At 56.3% G+C, this 18000-nt stretch carries 12 protein-coding genes; 3 read left to right on the forward strand and 9 right to left on the reverse strand.

Annotation, left to right across the window (positions count from 1 at the left end; translation table 11 throughout):
• The first annotated feature begins 72 nt into the window (after positions 1-72).
• A complete protein-coding gene (locus FBR45_RS16965) occupies positions 73-2250 on the forward strand; it encodes a glycoside hydrolase family 20 zincin-like fold domain-containing protein (protein WP_138504448.1) in 2178 nt (725 codons plus the stop codon).
• Positions 2251-2263: 13 nt separating this feature from the next.
• Here FBR45_RS16965 and FBR45_RS16970 read toward each other — a convergent pair whose 3' ends face one another.
• Positions 2264-3004: an EcsC family protein gene (locus tag FBR45_RS16970; protein ID WP_138504450.1), complete on the reverse strand. Its 741-nt coding sequence runs from the start codon at positions 3002-3004 to the stop codon at positions 2264-2266.
• A gap of 109 nt (positions 3005-3113) precedes the next feature.
• On the opposite strand from FBR45_RS16970, the gene FBR45_RS16975 reads away from it, so the two are divergent.
• Positions 3114-3842, forward strand: a complete 729-nt coding sequence (locus FBR45_RS16975) for a murein L,D-transpeptidase catalytic domain family protein (protein ID WP_138504452.1) — start codon at positions 3114-3116, stop codon at positions 3840-3842.
• Here the strand turns inward: FBR45_RS16975 and FBR45_RS16980 are convergent.
• The 8 genes from FBR45_RS16980 to FBR45_RS26765 form a co-directional block, all read right to left on the reverse strand.
• Positions 3812-5026, reverse strand: a complete 1215-nt coding sequence (locus FBR45_RS16980) for a L,D-transpeptidase family protein (protein WP_138504454.1) — start codon at positions 5024-5026, stop codon at positions 3812-3814. The genes FBR45_RS16975 and FBR45_RS16980 overlap by 31 nt on opposite strands.
• 120 nt (positions 5027-5146) lie before the next feature.
• A complete protein-coding gene (locus FBR45_RS16985; RefSeq protein ID WP_138504456.1) occupies positions 5147-5386 on the reverse strand; it encodes a hypothetical protein in 240 nt (79 codons plus the stop codon).
• A 59-nt stretch (positions 5387-5445) separates the two neighbouring features.
• Complete coding sequence (locus FBR45_RS16990) at positions 5446-8097, reverse strand: YncE family protein (RefSeq protein WP_138504458.1); 2652 nt, start codon at positions 8095-8097, stop codon at positions 5446-5448.
• Positions 8098-8232: 135 nt separating this feature from the next.
• On the reverse strand, positions 8233-9909 hold the full coding sequence (locus tag FBR45_RS16995) for a RagB/SusD family nutrient uptake outer membrane protein (protein WP_138504460.1): 1677 nt from the start codon (positions 9907-9909) through the stop codon (positions 8233-8235).
• Between the two features lie 82 nt (positions 9910-9991).
• The gene (locus tag FBR45_RS17000; RefSeq protein WP_138504462.1) at positions 9992-13045 is read right to left on the reverse strand and encodes a SusC/RagA family TonB-linked outer membrane protein; all 3054 of its coding nucleotides are present in this window, start codon (positions 13043-13045) and stop codon (positions 9992-9994) included.
• Between the two features lie 400 nt (positions 13046-13445).
• Positions 13446-14051: a fasciclin domain-containing protein gene (locus FBR45_RS17005; protein WP_138504464.1), complete on the reverse strand. Its 606-nt coding sequence runs from the start codon at positions 14049-14051 to the stop codon at positions 13446-13448.
• 225 nt (positions 14052-14276) lie between these two features.
• Positions 14277-16685: a gliding motility-associated C-terminal domain-containing protein gene (locus tag FBR45_RS17010; protein ID WP_246082278.1), complete on the reverse strand. Its 2409-nt coding sequence runs from the start codon at positions 16683-16685 to the stop codon at positions 14277-14279.
• A gap of 139 nt (positions 16686-16824) precedes the next feature.
• Positions 16825-16950: a hypothetical protein gene (locus FBR45_RS26765; RefSeq protein WP_255376586.1), complete on the reverse strand. Its 126-nt coding sequence runs from the start codon at positions 16948-16950 to the stop codon at positions 16825-16827.
• 499 nt (positions 16951-17449) lie between these two features.
• Here FBR45_RS26765 and FBR45_RS17015 point away from each other — a divergent pair, with 499 nt between their 5' ends.
• A complete protein-coding gene (locus tag FBR45_RS17015; protein ID WP_077923392.1) occupies positions 17450-17917 on the forward strand; it encodes an FKBP-type peptidyl-prolyl cis-trans isomerase in 468 nt (155 codons plus the stop codon).
• Positions 17918-18000 lie beyond the last annotated feature (83 nt).

The raw sequence follows: 18000 nt of genomic DNA on the forward strand, positions 1-18000 counted from the left end.
TAGCCGCGTTCGGTTTTCGTCTTTCTGATTCAGGTTGTCGGCTCAGGGCCTGCCTTAACTGAAAACTACTCCATGAACAAACACGTTCTCATGCTGCTAGGACTGCTCATCGGGTACGCCCCGGCCTGTTCAGCGCAGCGGGTTACCATCCGGCAGACTGATCAATCGCCCCAGAGCCGGTATGCGGCAGCACAGCTGACAAAGGCCCTTAGCAGCCGGTCATACAGTGTACAGACCGGTAAACAGCCAACCGACTTCAGCATCCGGCTGGCACCGGCTAATCCCGCACTGGGTGCCGAAGCTTATTCGCTCGACTGGCGTCAGAAACAGCTTACCATAACCGGTGGCGATGCAAGAGGGATGATTTACGGGGCCCTGTCGGTTGTCGAAGACCTGACAAACGGGATAGCCCTGCCGCAGCTTAAACCCCGCAGCGAACGGCCGCATTTGCCCCTCCGCGCCATTAAATTCGACCTTCCGTGGGATACGTACCGACATAGTTATGCGCTCGACCTGCACTACGAAACGTGCCGGGATACGCTCTACTGGCAAGCGTTTCTGGACATGATGGTGACCAACCGGTTCAACGCACTCAGCCTCTGGAATCTGCACCCCTACCCGTTCATGATCCGGCCAACTAACTTCCCGGCGGCTACCCCCTTCAGCGAGACGCAGATGGCCGACTGGCAGCGGCTCTTCAAAGCTATCTTCCGCATGGCCAGCGAACGGGCCATCGAGACATACCTGATTCCGTTCAATATTTTCACCAGTCCCGAATTCTCTAAAGCCTACAACCCCAACCCGGCACTAAACAACCTCGACCATAAGCACTTCGTCGACGGCGACACCTCGGCCATTGTGAAGCGGTACACGCGCGAATGCGTTACGCAGGTCCTGCAGGAGTACCCCGAACTGACCGGGTTCGGGCTGACCCTGGGCGAAGGGATGGGCGGCATGACACCCCAGCAGCGTGAAGACTGGATGAACCAGACCATCATTGAAGGCATGCGCCAGGCAGGCCGGAAAACGAAACTGGTCCATCGGATTCCGTTCTCCAGTACTACCGGTTCGCTCGGTATAACGAGTGTCGAAACCGAAAAGCTGACCCGAAAATCCATCGAGCGCGAAGGGGCGCTGGACTTTATTGAAGGGCCAATCTGGGCCGACCTGAAATACAACTGGTCACACGCCCACTCCACGCCAACGCTGGTGAAAGTGCATGGGGGCAAACTATACGACACCTATTTTAACCCCGTCCCATCGGCCTATAAAGTAACCTGGACTGCCCGCAACGAGGATTTTTTCTGCCTGCGCTGGGGCGTACCCGACTTTGTACGGGCGCACGTCAGGACCAACAGCCAGCCCTATGTCGGCGGGTATTTCCTGGGCTCGGAGACCTATATTCCGGCCCGCGATTACTTTACAGCCCCCGGCGGGCCGGTCAACTGGCGGTACGCGTTTGAGCGGCAATGGCTGTTTTACAAACTGTGGGGACGGCTGCTGTACAATCCGGCCACCGCCGATGCGGTGTTCCGGGCTGAGTTCGTGCGTCGGTACGGACCCAAGGCAGGTCCGTTGCTGGAGGCCTATGCGCTGGCGTCGACGACTCCGCTCCGGCTGGCTTCGGCTTTCGACTTCACCTGGGATTTCTCGCTGTACAGCGAAGGCATGATGGCACACGATGCCGACAAGAACGTCTCGTATATCTCCGTTAATCAGCAAATCACCCAACCTACCCTCGACCCAACCTATGTGTCGGTCAGCGACTACGTGAAGACCACCAACGCGGGTGGATCGTTCGGTCCTGACAAAATGACCCCGACCCGACTGGCCCGGCTGCTGGAGCAGGACTGCCGGAAAGCGCTGCAACTGGTGAAGCCCATCCCGACTGCCGCCAGCCGATCGCTGCAGTACGAAGTGGCCGACGTGCTGGCATGGGCCAATCTGGGCTTACACCTGGCCGAGAAGCTGCGGGGCGCCGTTGCACTGCAAACCTACCGCACTACCGGCAACGAGACCAGCAAGCAGGCCGCGGTCCAACACCTGAAAGCCGCCCTTCGCTACTGGGATGAAGTAATTGCCATCACCCGTCCGCTCTACAACGACATGCCGCTGGTACACCTGAGCGAACAGAAAGGCAGCACCTGGGCCGAAAACGACAAACTCCGGTTTCACTGGGCGAAGCTACGACCCGCCGTGGCCGCCGACATTATCATTGCCGAGCAGTCCAAACCTGTTCGGGCAGACTAAGCCACAGGCGGGCTCAGCCGGCCAGCAACGTCTGGTCTTCGGTGAGCAGCCGCATCCGATAAGCGTTCATGGCCGTACGACCGAGCTGATTGACCAGTCGGTAATTGACCACTATACCGACCGCGGCCCCAATGCCGGGAACCAGCTGCGCCATTTTAGCCAGGTCGATGTAATCGCGGTACTCCTGCTGGAAGGTCTGCCAGTCGAACTGGTTGATATCCTCCGGCAATTCACGGCTGTGTCGGGGCCAGTCGGCCAGGTGTTTGTAGACCGCCTGCCGCCGTTCCTGACTCGAGAAAGCCAGCTGAAACACATATAGCATATATACCCGTTCGCGGTAATCGCTGACCTGGTACCCGTAGAGGGCTGCGATTTCGAAAAGCATTTTCATCTTCAACGTCAGCAGCAACGGAAAGTCGGCCAGCCCGAGCAGCAGGCCACCCGCCCCCGTCACGCCCCCTTCGGCGGCACTGGCATTCCGGTAAAACCGGATTCGCCCGGCAACGGCCGCATCCCGCTCGGTCAACGTCAGCCCCTCGGCGGGTTTGCTGGTTAGAAATCCGGCACCGAAGAGAACGGCCCGGGTCATTTGTTTGATAGCGGTCGTGATGACATCGTGTACACGCTGCGGAATCATTCGGTTGATCCGGCGCTGCCACCGGGCCGATAGTTTTCCGAAGCCAGAGGGCGGGCGCTGCATCGCTAGCTGCCAGCGGGTTAGCTCAGTTCGGACGGCGGTTTCGTAGGGGGTCATGGCAGGAAAATTCAGACTTTTTCGTATCTTAAACGAATCTTTGCCGGCTCCGGTGCGTTTTTTCTTTACATCTTTGTTATACCCAACCCTCTAACAGCCGCTTGTCCTTATGAAGAGAATTGTCGTGTTGTTGTCTCTGACTGCCTTGCTGAATGTAGCCAGCACCGCCCCCAGCGCTACCCGTACAGTTGCTTCTGCCACGCCCACATCGTCTGTAAAAACGGCCGCTTCCAGCAAATCCTTCGGTCATCTTGCGGTATATGACCTGCTCAATCTGGGCCAGTCGGGCCTTCAGAAAGAGGTGTTCGAATACGCCCTGCGTGGCTGGCAGAAAATGGGAGCCTCCAGGCCAATCCTGTCTATAGTAGACCTGAGTCAGCCCTCTACCAAAAAACGGCTTTACGTCGTTGACCTGCTCAATAAAAAACTGCTGTTCAACACCTACGTGGCCCACGGTCAGCATTCGGGCGATCTGATGGCCAGCCGTTTCTCGAACGTTAATGCCTCATTTCAGAGCAGTCTGGGTTTTTACCAGACGCTGAATACTTACATGGGTAAACATGGTCTGTCTCTTCAGCTCAAAGGGCTCGAGAAAGGCTTTAATGACCAGGTTTATAATCGCAACATCGTTCTGCACGGCGCCGATTATGCCTGCGAAGATTTTATTAAGAAAACCGGTCGGCTGGGTCGCAGCCAGGGTTGCCCGGCCGTACCCTACGCCGACTCGAAAAACATCATCCAGGCCGTCAAGGGCGGCACCTGTCTGTTCGTTTACGCCCCCAATCAGGACTACCTGAAACAGTCGGCTTACTTGTCGAATCCGTACACGTCTTTGTAGAACCGGAGCCGCCCGGCCGCGTCTACATCAGCGGTGTTGTAGGCGATGAATACCGGAAACGGTTTGGCCACGGCCATCGTCTGCGGTTTCTGATCGATCAGGCATCGGTTCATGAATCCTTTGTCGAATGTTTCTTTGCCCAGCACGAAGTTGGCCAGCTCGACGGGTTTCTGTACCCGTACGCAGCCATGACTCCGCCAGCGGTCGGCGGTAAGGGTAAACATATCCCGCCCGTTCGTATCGTGCAGATAGATAGCCAGCGGGTTGATCAGGTCGAACTTGATCAGTCCCAGGGCATTCTCGCAACCCGAAGCCTGCCGGATACGGTACGGAAAGTTTGTTTCTGACAGACTGGCCCAGTCAACATCTTCCGGGTTTACAACCTTATTCCGTTCGTCCAGCACCTCCAGATTCTGGTTGTACAGAAAGGCCACATCGCGCTGAATTTTGGGCAGCATTTCTTTGGTAGCAATACTTTTTGGCACGTTCCAGTACGGGTAAGCCACGATGTTCTGGATGGCTGTTGTCATGCAGGGAGTCCGTTTGTCGGCTTTACCGGCAATGACCTGCATCGGCAGCAGACGCCGGCCGCTCCGGTCAAATACATTGAGTTCGCCCGCCGGTATGTTGACCACCACAAACCGATCGCCCGCAAACCGATTGGTGTATCGGTAGAAATTGAGCGACTGCCGGATAATCCGCAGTGAATCGGCCATGGCGGGGCGGCTACCGGCCAGCTTCCGAAGCCGGTTATAATGGCCCACCAGCTGTTTGTAGGGGCCGAACGTAGCTGCACTGGCCAGCATACCATCCATTGATGATACATCGGCCTTCTGCGCCCACGACGAGTCAACGGCTTCTTTCAGCCCGTCGAACTCCATACGCGATGGCTTCTTGCCGTAGCGGATCTCCAGCAACAGCCGCGCCCGCTTATCGTCAAGCTGGGCCAGGGATGGCTGAGCGCCGACGGCAAAGCGACTGGTATCGATCCCGACTGAATCGGCATAGCGGCAAACCTGGTGCAGACTTTGGGTAGCCGCTGCCAGTTTTTCGTTCTCCTGCTCTACCTGAGCCTGCTTCTCCCGGTCGGCAGCCCGCTGAGTAAACAGGTAACGACCCACAAAAAACACGATAATAATCCCGGCAATGACGCCGATTAGTAGTCCAATTCTATTTTTATTCATGTTCATACGTTGACTCTGCTCGCCTATTTATAACGCGTGAGATTAGGTATTGGTTATACAGACGCGTTAAACGAAAGAAGGCGTTCCTCTCGAAACGCCTTCTTCAGGACCCATTTTCCCTTAACTGTAGGGCGGCTTATCGATATCTACTTTACCGTCGCGGTTCCGGTTTGGGTGGGTGGTAGCCACATCGTCTTCTTCGGCATCATCAGCCGGGGTTGTATCCATGCCGCTCACCGGCGTGTCTTCCGGAGAGTCGTTACCGGGTAGTCGGGTCGCTTTGTCGGAGCGGTCGCCTAAACCAGCGGGCGAAATAGCCTGTTTGGCACGCAGGATATCTTCTTTTTCGGGATCTTCCATGACGTTGTTTGTTTCGGATTTCATTTAATCTACTACACCGATAGAACATTCACCACCCACTATTGTTTGTCGGTAGCCATCCGAAATCGAGGGTAAGGCGCGTTGCCTTTCGTGGCAAACCACAGAATTTCATTCATCAACTCGTCTTCACCGGTGTCGATACCTTCCTCGGCCTGTTCAACCGATTCACGGGCATAATGCAGCGCCCGGCCGCGCAGGCTCGACAGGGGTTTGTTCATCTCGTCGAGCCGGACGCGGTTGGACAAAGCGGTAAAGGGCGCCGGATCGGGCTTGTCGGTAAAACAGTCGAACATGGGTAGCGCCGTTGCGTCGATCACGTTCATGGGCGGCAGGCCCAGAATCTGTTCGATCGTCCGGATCATGGACGTCTGGTTGTAATTGGTTCTGACCGTACGTCGAAGGCGTGAATAGGGACTGATCACGAAGCCGGTCGTACGGTAGGCCGACACGTGGTCCCAGCCGGACTGCGAGTCATCTTCGGTAATGAAAATAACCGTATTGGCCGCGAACCGGCTCCTGCTGATGGCTTCGACAATCCGCCCTACGGCCAGGTCATTATCGGCTACCATAGCGCGCGGAGTCGGAAATTCGGGGCTCATCCCGGCCGTATGATCGTTGGGCAGCGACATCACCATCAGGTTCGGCCAGTCGTCGCCGGGGCGGGCACTGGCTTCGTTCAACTCCCGGATAAACGCGTCGGCCCGCATCTGATCGTTGATCGTTTCATCATCGCAGCCCGGAAAGTCCATCGCCAGAATAGGCCTTACCCGCGAAATGGTAGTGGTATTGGTAAACGAAAACGGCTGTCCAACCTGTCGCATCTGGTAGAGCTTTTGCCAGTCGTATTGTTTCTTATCGAATTCGCAGGTGCAGGCTTCGCCGTAGATCCGGACGGTTTTACCGTGATCGAGGGCGTTGGTCCAGATCATGCCTTTTTTGTTGTAGACCAGCGCGTCGTACAGCACGTGCGGATAGGACCGGAACCAGGCCCGCACGCTTTTTTCGGTATAGTCGGTAACCATAGCTGCATCGGCCCAGTGATGCCCCTCGGCCGACGACTTGCCCGACACGTAATAGTTGTCCAGCAGCATGAACTCGCGGGCCAGCTGGTGCTGGTTAGGCGTTACGCTGTCGCCGAAGACACACAGTGACGGCATGCCTTTCCCCTCGCGCATGTCGCCCAGTACCTGATCGTAAGTCCGGTTTTCCTTGATGATGTACACCACGTGTTTAAAGACCGATGGCTCGCCGATACGCTCGGGTACCGGCTGGGGCGCCCTGTTGGGTCTGGGCAACTGCTCGGCCAGGGCCAGCCGAAACTGAAGGGTCATCCTGCGGACATCAGCCGTATAGTTCGCCAGCTGGGCCTCCGTCGGCACGGCAATGCAGGAGAGCGTTGCCAGCTGCCGATGCGCTGTAAAGGCCTGCTGACCGGTCTTTTGCGGCTGGGATGTCTGGCTCGCTCCCAGCTCAACGGCTGTAGCAATACGCGCCCCGTTCCCTTCGAGGTTGGCCACGTACAACTCGTTACCCAGACACAGAATCCCGGCCGGGTAAGCCTGCGTCGGCACGTAGCCCCGAACCCGGCTGCTGTCGGCCAGCGAAACAACGGCCAGAGCATTGTCGAGACCGTTGGCCACATAAAGCGTTGTTTCGGTGGGATCGAGCGCCAGGGCGTTGGGGGTGCTGCCAATGTAGGCCGTCTGACCGCCAAACAGCCCCACGGCGATTGAATCGGTAACCCGCCGGGTTTGCGCATCGATGACCGAAATGTTATCGCTGTTACCATTTGCTACGTAAAGCACCCGACCATCGCGACGACTGATGATAGCATTCGGGTGCAGCCCTACCTTGATGCTGGTTTCTGGCTTTCCCGTTTTCAGGTCGATTACCGTTACCGACCCCCGGGCCATGGCACCGGTACGGGGATCGATGTAGGCAGCGCCCCAGGGGACACCGGCCGTTTCGTGGGTGCTGGTCGAGTCGGGCACGGGTCCGGCCCAGTTCGTTACGTAGGCCTGATCACCCGCCAGCGCCACCCCAAATGGCGCAACACCCGTTTGGGCTGTCCAGACCACCGATCGATCCGAAAACCGAACCTTGGCCAGCTGATTATTGCCGTTTAGCACCACGTACAGATACGTCTCACCGCCTTCAGCCCGCACGGCTACATCGTTGGCCAGCGCAATAGGGGCCGGCGCAACCGGCACGAACGGCAGCAGCTCCACTTTCCCTATTTTACCATCGGCCCAGGAAGCAATCATGAGTCCGGACTGGCCTTTTTCGCGCTCCGACGCGCCCCAGACGATATAGGTCTGGTTCTGATGGGTAAACACCTCGATACCGGAGTACGTGCTCATCAGTGCTTTGTAGGCCGGCACATCGCGAAACGTCCACCGGTGCACGATCCGGCGGCTCGGCCGGTCCAGTATCGCAATGCCGTACCGATCCTCAATGACCAGCTGCGTCTGACCCGGCAGCACCGCCATGTCCAGCGTATGGTTCTCGAGTTTCGGATCGCCATAACTCAGCACGGTGCCGGCCGACTGGGTAAGCCGGTTATAGGGCATGATGGCTGGCGAACGGTCATCGAGACGTTGCTTATCCGACCGGTGTTTATAGGCTCGCGGCTGCGCGGCCGACAGAAAACTAAGCAGGCACAGACAAACAAGAAGTACAGGTGTTTTCATAAAGAAACAGGTAGTGGTGTTTGGGGAAGGGGGGGCTATCACCCCCAGCCCGGTAGGTATGGCGTATAGCAAATAGTCATCAGGCAGCCCTGGCCACCTGATGACTATATACCCTACTGCGAACGTTACGCAGAATTAATAACTGGCGTTCTGAGTCAGATAACCCGGCAGGTTCGAAGCGCCATCGATGGCCGTTTGCGGAATGGGGAAAAGCCGCTTCTGCCGGTCGGCATTTGTCTTCTCTGTCCAGGTGCCTTCGTATTTACCGAAACGGATCATATCCGTACGGCGCTGGCATTCCCAGTACAGTTCAAACCCGCGCTCCCGGAACAACAGGTCCAGACTCATGCTGGTCAGTGCTGGAGCCGGTGTGCTGGCCGTACGGGAGGCCCGAACTGCGTTAACATCAGCCAGCGCTCCAGCTGCGTCGCTGCTCTTACGCAGCTTGGCTTCGGCCCGCATCAGATACACATCGGCCAGGCGCACAATGGGGATATCGACATCGCCCAGGTTACGGCCCGACTGCGATTTCGGGCTAAACTCATACTTCAGTACACGATACCCGGTATTGTAGTTGCTACCCGCTACGCTGAAGTCGATCTGCTCGGTGAAATTGACCGGCAGGGTTGGCCGGTTGCGGGTGATGTGAAATAATTTACCAACCCGGTAATTACTCCCGCAGCGAACAAACGCACCGTTTACCCGCAGCAGACCATACTGCTGCCCACGCAGGATACCCCGGTCCATCACAACGCTAGCCGCCGTCATGCAGGAGTCGGCCGGAATATTCAGGTTCTTCCGGTAAAAACGCGGGTCGATACCAGCCGGGTCCTGCGGAGCGTAGGCGTTTACCCACGTCCGGTAGAAGTCAGGCGTGATGGCCGGACCGTCGGTGCCGTTTGCCCCCGTGAAAGCAGGCAGCGGAAACTGATCGCCCGAGAGGGAGAAGTACGCCAGCCGATTGTGTCCGTTCAGTTCTGCCCGTTGATCCACCGCAAAAATCAGCTCTTTATTAGTATGGTTGTCGGCATTGAAAACCGAGAAATAGTCAGGCGCCAGCTGATACTGACCCGAGCTGATGATTTTGTCGGTGTATTCGATCACCTTGTCCATGTCTTCGGTTTTGAAAGCGAACTGGGCTGCGTAGGGATCGCGGTACACGGCAGCGTTCAGATACAGGCGGGCCAGCAGGCCCCAGGCGCCCCCCTTGGTCAGGCGACCGGGTCCAACGGTGGACAGCAGGTCGGGTTCGGCAGCGAGTAGTTCGCTTTTTACGTACTCAAGGGCCTGCTCTCCCCGCAGGATCTGCGACGTGGCCTGCGGGTCATCTTTTTTGAATACCAGGCCGAACAGGTCGAGCAGCATCATGTTATAGTACGCCCGCATCCCCCGGGCCTCGGCCAGGTATACCTTCGTGTTAGGATCATTAATGGTCGGGAGGGTATTCAGCGCGGTAATCGAGCGCGAAATGCCCTGCGCCAGAATCAGCCAGGTATTGCGAAGGTTGGGGTCGGTACTGGTGGGCAAGTGCTGGTGCAGCGCCAGATAAATCCCGTTGTCGCCCCAGTCTGTGCCGCCCCGGTAGGGCAGAATCGCTTCGTCGGTCGAGATTTCCTGAACGGCGAAGTAATTAGTATGGGTAAACAGATCCGGCAGGCGGGCGTACACCGGCGCCAGATTCCCGTCGGCGGCCTGCCGGTCGGTCAGACCCGTTACCGACGACTCGTCCAGTACATTTTCTGTCAGATCGGTACAGCTATTCAAAACCAGCAGGCCGAACAGCATCAATGATGAAATAACTATTTTTTTCATACTATATCCTGAGTTACGAGTCAACAGCAGCCGGGATTCGGACCGGACGATCCGGCACAGCCCGGCCGATGTTGACCATTGACTAAAAGGTTAAGTTCAGACCAAAAACAAACGAGCGCGCTTTCGGATAACTGAGGTAATCGATCCCGTATGACGAAATCCCATTCACCGTGCGGTCGGTATTTACCTCCGGATCGAAGCCGTTATATTTGGTAATCACGAACAGGTTTTGCCCCGTTACGGATAGCCGGGCGTTGGCAAACCAGCGCTTCATCCCGATTCGACTCGGATCGAGGTTATATCCCAGGGTCAGGTTATTTAGCCGGAAAAAGGCACCATCTTTCAGGAAGCGGGTCGACACCGGAGCCGCGTTGTTGATCGACTCGTTGGGTTCGCCAATGGCTTCGGCGGGGCCGTTCAGCCCTTTCACCAGACGCGCTCTGTAGAACAGGGCGTTGGCCGTGTTGTCGTATACTTTATTGCCGGCTACTCCGTTGAAGTTGGCGGTCAGGTCAAAGCCTTTGTAGGCCATGCTGGCGTTGATGTTATACTGACGCGTAGGCAAAGCGCTACCTGCTGCAATTCGGTCTTTGTCGGTGCCGCCCTGGCCGTCGCCGTCGCGGTCGGTGTATTTGCTCAGGCCCTTATCATCGATACCGATGTACTCCCGCAAAAAGAATGTACCGATAGGCTGCCCGTTCACGTAGCCGTTGACAGTAGCCGACGTCAGGCCCGGTCCAGTTGCCGATCCCGACGTGATGACCGAGTAGGGCGAACCTTCGACCAGGTTCTTAATGAACGTAATATTTCCACCCAGATCGAACCGGAAGCCGCCCTGGCTCACGTACCGATAATTCAGATCCAGTTCCACACCCTGGTTGGTAATGGTCATATCGGGCACGTTGGTCCAGTAAGTAGCCGCTGGCTGAATAGGATCAGCCGGGATAACTTCGAGCAGGATTTTGCCAGAAACCTTCCGGAAATAATCGACAGAACCCGTCAGGGCACCTTTCAGCAGGCCGAAATCCAGACCCAGGTCCGTTTGGGTCGATACTTCCCACTGAATATCGGGGTTAGCCAGTCGGGTGTAGGTCGTACCGGCGGGGTAGGTCGTCGAGTTATCGAGGGGGTAACTGGTCGTATTCGATACGCTCGAGGTAAACAGGGCCTGGGTAATCTTCGAGGGAATTTCCTGATTACCAGTCCGGCCCCAGCCCGCCCGCAGTTTCAGGTCGGAGAAAGGCCCGTTTTTCAGGAAATCCTCTTCCGACAACCGCCATCCGGCCGAGAACGACGGGAAAACACCGTACTTATTGTTGGCGCCGAACTTGCTCGACCCGTCGGCCCGTACAGTAGCCGTCAGCAGATAGCGATCGCGAAACTGGTAATTTAACCGGCCAAAGAACGACTGCAGCTCATTCTCCACCGCAAAACCACCCGGACGGTTGTTGGCCAGCGTCAGATCCTGGCCCAGTCCGGGGTTATTGATGGGCTCGATGGGGCCGATCGGAAACTTGTTGACGCTCCAGTTGCGGCCACCCAGCGTAAACTTCTGGAACGAGTGTCCCAGCAAGGCCGATACGCTGTGCTGCCCTCTGGCCAGCGTATAGGTAAAGTAGTTCTCGATCAGGATGTTCTGGTTGGTCGTGTAGATACTTTCGAGCCGTCCGTCCTGCTGAGGAACCAGGCTGGCCAGCGACTGCAGGTCACGCGTCGATGAGGCATTATCAACACCCAGATTCAATTTATAGACGAGGTCTTTGGTGATTTTGTAGGAAGGTGATATGGATGCCACCACCCGGTTGGTCGTGGTGATATCCTTTTGCAGATCGAGCGAAACCAGCGGGTTGGTAAAGGCCTGGTAGCGGGCTGGTGCACCCGTGGCGTCATAAGCCGGGAACGTAGGGTTGGCCGAGAGAGCCGCGCCGAGTACACCCTCGATCGGGGGCCGCTCGTTGAACAGACGCGACGCAGTCAGGTTCACATCCAGCACCAGCCGATCGTTCAGGAATTTCTGAGTGGCGTTGAACCGCCCGGTAAACCGGTTGAGTTTGCTGTTTTTCAGTACCCCCTCCTGGTTCTGCATACTGAACGAACCGTAATAGGTCAGCCGATCGGCTCCTCCACCGAACGATAGGTTGTAATCCTGCGTGATGGCCGTCCGGCTGATTTCCTTCAGCCAGTCGGTAGATGCTTTCTGGTCGTCGACAACGCCCCCTATGGCCGTCACCTGCTGCCGGAACTCGTCGGCGGTAAAAAGCGGTATGGGTCGGGCCATGTTTGATACGCCCACATTGGCCGAAACGGTCAGGTTTGTAGCCCCGGCCTTGCCTTTCTTGGTCGTGATCAGAATAACGCCGTTGGCGCCCCGGGCTCCGTAGATGGCCGTTGCCGATGCGTCTTTCAGCACATCGATGGACTCAATATCCTGCGGGTTCAGGAAACTGAGTGGGTTGGTAGCTCCTCCGGTGCTGGAGTTATCGAGCGGAATACCGTCCAGCACGAACAGGGGGGTGCTGCCGGTCCGCACCCCGCCGGGTCCGCGAACGGTGATGCTTTGCCGCGCGCCCGGTTCGCCACTGACCGAGGTCACGTTGACGCCGGCCACTTTGCCCTGTAGCAACTGTTCAGGCGAATTGATGATACCGCGGTTAAACTCGGTGCTTTTCACCGTTTTCAGCGCCCCGGTAGCATCTTTTTTGGTCGTTGTACCATAGCCGATAACGACGACCTGCGCCAGCTCGGAAGCCGACGGCTTAAGCGCCACATTTATGGTTGTGCGGTTGCCGACCCGTTCTTCCTGCGACACGAAACCAATGAAGCCGATGACCAGCACAGCGTCTTCGTTGGGTACTACAATCCGAAAAGCGCCGTTGGCATCGGTGGTGGTTCCTTTCTGCGTGCCCTTTACCAAAACCGTACAGCCAGCCAGCGACTCGTTGGTAGATGCATCAGTAACCCGTCCGCTTATGGTTATCTCGGCAGGGGCCGACTGGCCCGAACGCTCAACCGACAGCCGGGCCAGTTGCTGGGCCTGCGCCGAGCCGATCAGACTACAGCCCGCCAGTAAAACGACCAGCAATCGCCACCGTGTTGACAACGAAACGAGTGAATTGGGATGATAGAAATTAGTCATAGTTGATTAATTAATTGGTGGTGCAAAGTTCTGCTTACGGTCCGTTGGAGAATTGAGTAATTGTGTATTTAAAGGAATGATAATAAACCCTGAGCAGCTCCCGCTAGCCACTTTCCCGGCGAATCAATTATCACTTCGGCAAATACAAATCCTGCCTGTCTGGAAGAAACAAAACAGCAATAATTAAAAAATTCCCCTAAATAATCATAACTGGATGTTATGCGTATGTTATCAGGTCATTGACGAACACAACGCCCGCGTAAAAGAGAGCCTTCCACGTAATTATACTTACGGCAACACCATTGGTCATCCAGCCGATTATACCGTAGCCAATAAAAAACCCCTTGCCGTTGAGTACAGCAAGGGGTTGGCAGGCCTACGATGCCTGGTCAGATGACTATTACTTCGCGCCGGTGGGCATCAGCACGGTATCGACCGAATGAATCATACCGTTGGTCGCTTCAATATCGGCCTGGTTGATGGTGGCTACGCTACCCTGACCGTCAGTAATCGTGATCGCATCGCCCTGCTTGCTAACCGTCAGGGTGCCTCCCGTTACTGTTTTCAGTTTCTGGCCGTCCTGCAGCTGTTCTGCCGAGAATTTACCTTTAACGACATGATAGGCCAGCAGCTTCACCAGTTTTTGCTTGCCTGCCGGCTTCAGCAGGGCGTCCAGCGCCCCCTCCGGCAGTTTGCTGAAGGCTTCGTTGGTAGGCGCAAATACGGTATAGGGACCTTTGCCGCTAGCCTGCTCCGTCAGCCCCGATATGCGAAGTGCCCGGAACAGAACGGTATGATCGGCTGATTTGGCCGCGCTGATGGTCAGATCACGGCCCGTTGAGCCCCCCGCTTTCAGGGTGCCTTCTGCCGTAGTGGATGTTGTAGTCATGGTGCCCGAGGAATCGGCACGGCCGACGGCATTCTGGGTCTGGGCCGACACCAGCGCTGTTGATCCTACAAACAGTGACAGGGCCAGCGCCCATCCTAAATACGTTTTCTTAGTCATCTTGGGTTATGTTAAACGTTGAAACAACCAGTCTGCCGCGGCAGACCCGGAGCTACGCACTCCGACTCTCAGGGACTTCCCCCTGAACCGGCCCCGATGGTACTGAAAAGCGTAAGGAATGGCGGTACGGTTCAGGGCAAAGCCCCCGATTGTTGAGTAAACGGTATACCGATCACCAAAAATTGCCTGTCAGTCAGAAAAATGAGTGAATGGGAAAGCCAATCGTCAGTAGATAACCGTCAGCTGCCCCCGATAAGTGGTCGAATAAGGGCCCTCGCCGGTGTTGATTCGATACGTATAAACACCAGGGCTGACCCGCTCCTGCCGGGACGTACCATCCCAGGGTACGGTATATCCTTTCGACTGGAAAATCACCTCGCCCCAGCGGTTGTAGACCGCTACGTCGCAGTTGGGAAACTGACCGGCGTTTGGAATTACCCACACATCATTCAGGCCGTCGCCGTTGGGCGAGAAAGCTGACGGAATATACATGGGCTCCACGACTTCGACCACGATAGAAAAACTGGTGGGACAGCCTACCGTACTGATCGCAGTGAGCTGGTACGGTGTTGTCACGAGCGGACTCGCTATTGGGTTGGGCACATCGGGACGGCTGAGCGACATCGGCGGGCTCCATATATACTGACCGATTTCTTCGGTGGCCTGGGTTTTTATCTGTACGCTGTTGCCTTTGAACAAAATATATGAAGGAGGTCCCGTTACTTTGGGACCGGGCGAGACGACGGCTATCCGGGTCTGCTCGGCCCGGCAGCCTTGTGCGGAGGTGACCCGGTACGTAATCGGGTGACGCCCGGTGCCTGCCTGGGTTGGATCGAACCGATTGCCATTCACCCCCGGGCCGCTATACACCCCTCCGACTGGCTGCCCATTCAGCGTAACGACCGATTCGGGCGAGCCGCACAGAGGGGGAATCGAGTCCAGCAGGGCCGTGGGCCGTTCGTTCTGCCGGATGGTCAGCAGGGCCGATTCGGCCGAGCACCCACTCGGGTTGGTCACCTTCACTCGAAACGTTCCACCCAGGCGGGTCTGCACGCGGTTGATTGTATCACCAAACGGGGTGCCATCCCGTCGCCAGTCGAACCGGCTACCGGGTTGATTCGTGGCGGTCAGCAGTACCGAGTCGCCGGGGCATAGGTCCGGTCGGGCCGCGCTGATACGCGCTTCAGGGCGAGGGAAAAACGTCAGGCTAAGCGAATCCAGCCCCTCACAAACGGCAGCACCCGGTCGGGCCAGCACTTCGTAGCGCCCAGACTGGGCTACCCGAAGAGAGGCCGTTTCCTGAGCAGTTAGCACGACCCCGTTGCGACGCCATCGATACTGATAGCCGGGCTGCCCCTCTGCCTGGAGCACAATCGTATCGCCCGAACAGAACGGTTTCGCTCCTTCCAGCCTGAGCTTTACGGTTGGGGCCGTGACAAACGAAACCGTCACCTGCTTTGATACGGTATCGTTAGCGCAGATTTTTGCCTGACTGGTCACCACCGTGTATTTTCCAACGGTTTTGACGTCGAGCGTATCGGCGTTGGCACCCGCAATGTTCACCCCATCGCGCTGCCACTGATAGCGGTAGTTTTCATTTTTGTCGACTCTGAACACCAGGGGCTGACTGCCACACCAGACCAGGTCTCCGCTCACGGGCTTGTTGTTAACCGAAATGACGGCAGGCGTGGGTGTATTTTTAGAACAATCGACAACGGGCAGCTGTATATCGCGTCGGACTACGCCAATGCGTTGCCCATTCCGATACTCTTCGCACTGCACAGTGAACAGAAAAAGCCCTTCCCGGTTGGCCCGTACGTTAGCGATCCCGGTAGTGGTGTTGATAGTCAGCGGAGGATTACCCGGTATAACGTTGGCCAGACTGTACCCCCGATTCCAGGTAATAGGTGGATAGCTGGCCCGGGGGGCATCGGACACACTAAACGGTACCGAACGGGTTGTGTACCCGTTGAAGGGTTGTACTATGGTGTACAGCAGCAAATCGCCATCCGCATCGGTCGCGCTGACATCATACGTAAACGGTTTATTCAGGCAGATGTAATCCCCGTTGGGTAATTTGAAATCCGGTGATGAATTGACAAACGGGCGACCTCCGCGAATCATGGGTGGAAACTCGAGGTAAAATACCATGCCCACACCGGCAGCAATGGCCGAATTGGTATTGGTCAGATCGTCGTTTCGGCAGCAGCGCTCCCAGACGATGTAGTACCCACCAGGGTCGGTATATTTCTGGGGATCAAACTGAACGACATCGTAATAGCGCGCTTCCGTAAACTCGAGTTCCCGAAATTCCGCGCAGGCAGAATTAGCAAACTCGAGCGGCAGCGTTTCCTGAAGCTTAAGCGTAATGGCTTCGACAAATACCGGATTGTTTTTCCGATAGATCAGCAGGCGGACCGACGCATCGCGCGTATCCTTACCGGTCTGTTTCTCATCCCAGTACTGATTGAGTTGTAGCCGAAACAGCCCGGGCTCTCCCCCCTGCTGCTGCATACTGACGTCGCCCCCAATGATGTGGGATGCTTCTGCCGCTTTGGGCAGCAGAAAAAATGAAATCAGCCATAAAAAACCCATCGACAAACGAAGGGCACTCCATACGGAAAGTTGTCGCATAAGCAACCGAACAAAAGAGCTTGTTAAGCCACCTCCTAACCGGAAGTCGAGCCCCGCCGACTGATGCTGTACACCAAGTACTCAATAAGGCTTGGGAGATCAGTTCGGCACTAGTGATCAACGCCGGCAGAACGGCCTGTTATTTCGACAAAATACCTTTCGCAATCAGATACGGAATGATCAGCCAGAGTAATCCTTTAATCAGGAAAAACAGAAACCCTGCCCAGCCGACCCGTTTGAGCCACATTCTGAATTTTTCATTCATATAGACAAAGATACTGTTCCGGGGCTGGTCAACAAAGCAGATGCCAAACGCTTTCTAAACGAACAATAGTGTTATTCTAGTCAGCGGAATCAGGTTATTATTTACGTCGGTCCCGGTTGGGCCCGGCAGGCTGTAGCTGAGCCGTTATCTGACCATATAGCCCTAATCGTTGGCTGCCTGTCTGTATTGTAAAAGCGGGTTCACCAATCGGTCGGCCGGGCAGGTTTTGAAACCGGTCTGAAGGGCTCTGATGATCGACGAATCAACTTTTCGGCCCGGCCAGGCGCTGTCTTTTTCTATGATAATGGGTTAATTTAAAGGAGAATTGCGTTCATTTACATCGCTAAGCTGAACGATCTGGCCCGATCCGGCAGGCAATTTCCTGCCTGCGGGGCAATACCGCCCAGCAGATCTGCCAAAAAAAAGAAGGCAAAAAAAGCCAATTTATCCGCTCAGTAGTTGTGAATACAAGACCAACCAGCGCATACAGAAGACAGTTATGAATATTACAAAACACAAGGTAGCGGCCATCCATTATACCCTGCGCGACGATGCCGGGAATGTACTCGATTCGAGCGAAGGCCGTGCCCCCCTGTATTATCTACACGGCGAAAACAACCTGATACCGGGTATGGAAGAAGGGCTGGAAGGCCGCGTGAAGGGCGATAAACTCAGCCTCGATGTACCCCCCGAAAAAGGGTACGGCCTGCGCGACCCGCAGCTTATTGAAGAAGTGCCGCGCCGGGCTTTTGGTGGCCAGGAAGTGGAAGTCGGGATGCAGTTTGAAGCCAACGACGGCCAGGTCATTACAATCACCAGCGTTGGTCCGGAAACGGTTACGGTCGATGCGAACCACCCCCTCGCCGATCAGAACCTGCACTTCGATGTTGAAGTCGTTGAGGTTCGCAACGCTACCCCCGACGAGCTGGCTCACGGCCACGTTCATGGTCCGGGGGGCGTTCACTAGTCTGCTCCGGCCCGCTGACCTATGGAGTAGACCGTAGGTCAGCGGGCCAGCTGTTACCATCAGAAGCTGGTCTTCTCGTATCT

The organism is Spirosoma lacussanchae, assembly GCF_005870035.1.
Lineage (GTDB): Bacteria > Bacteroidota > Bacteroidia > Cytophagales > Spirosomataceae > Spirosoma > Spirosoma lacussanchae.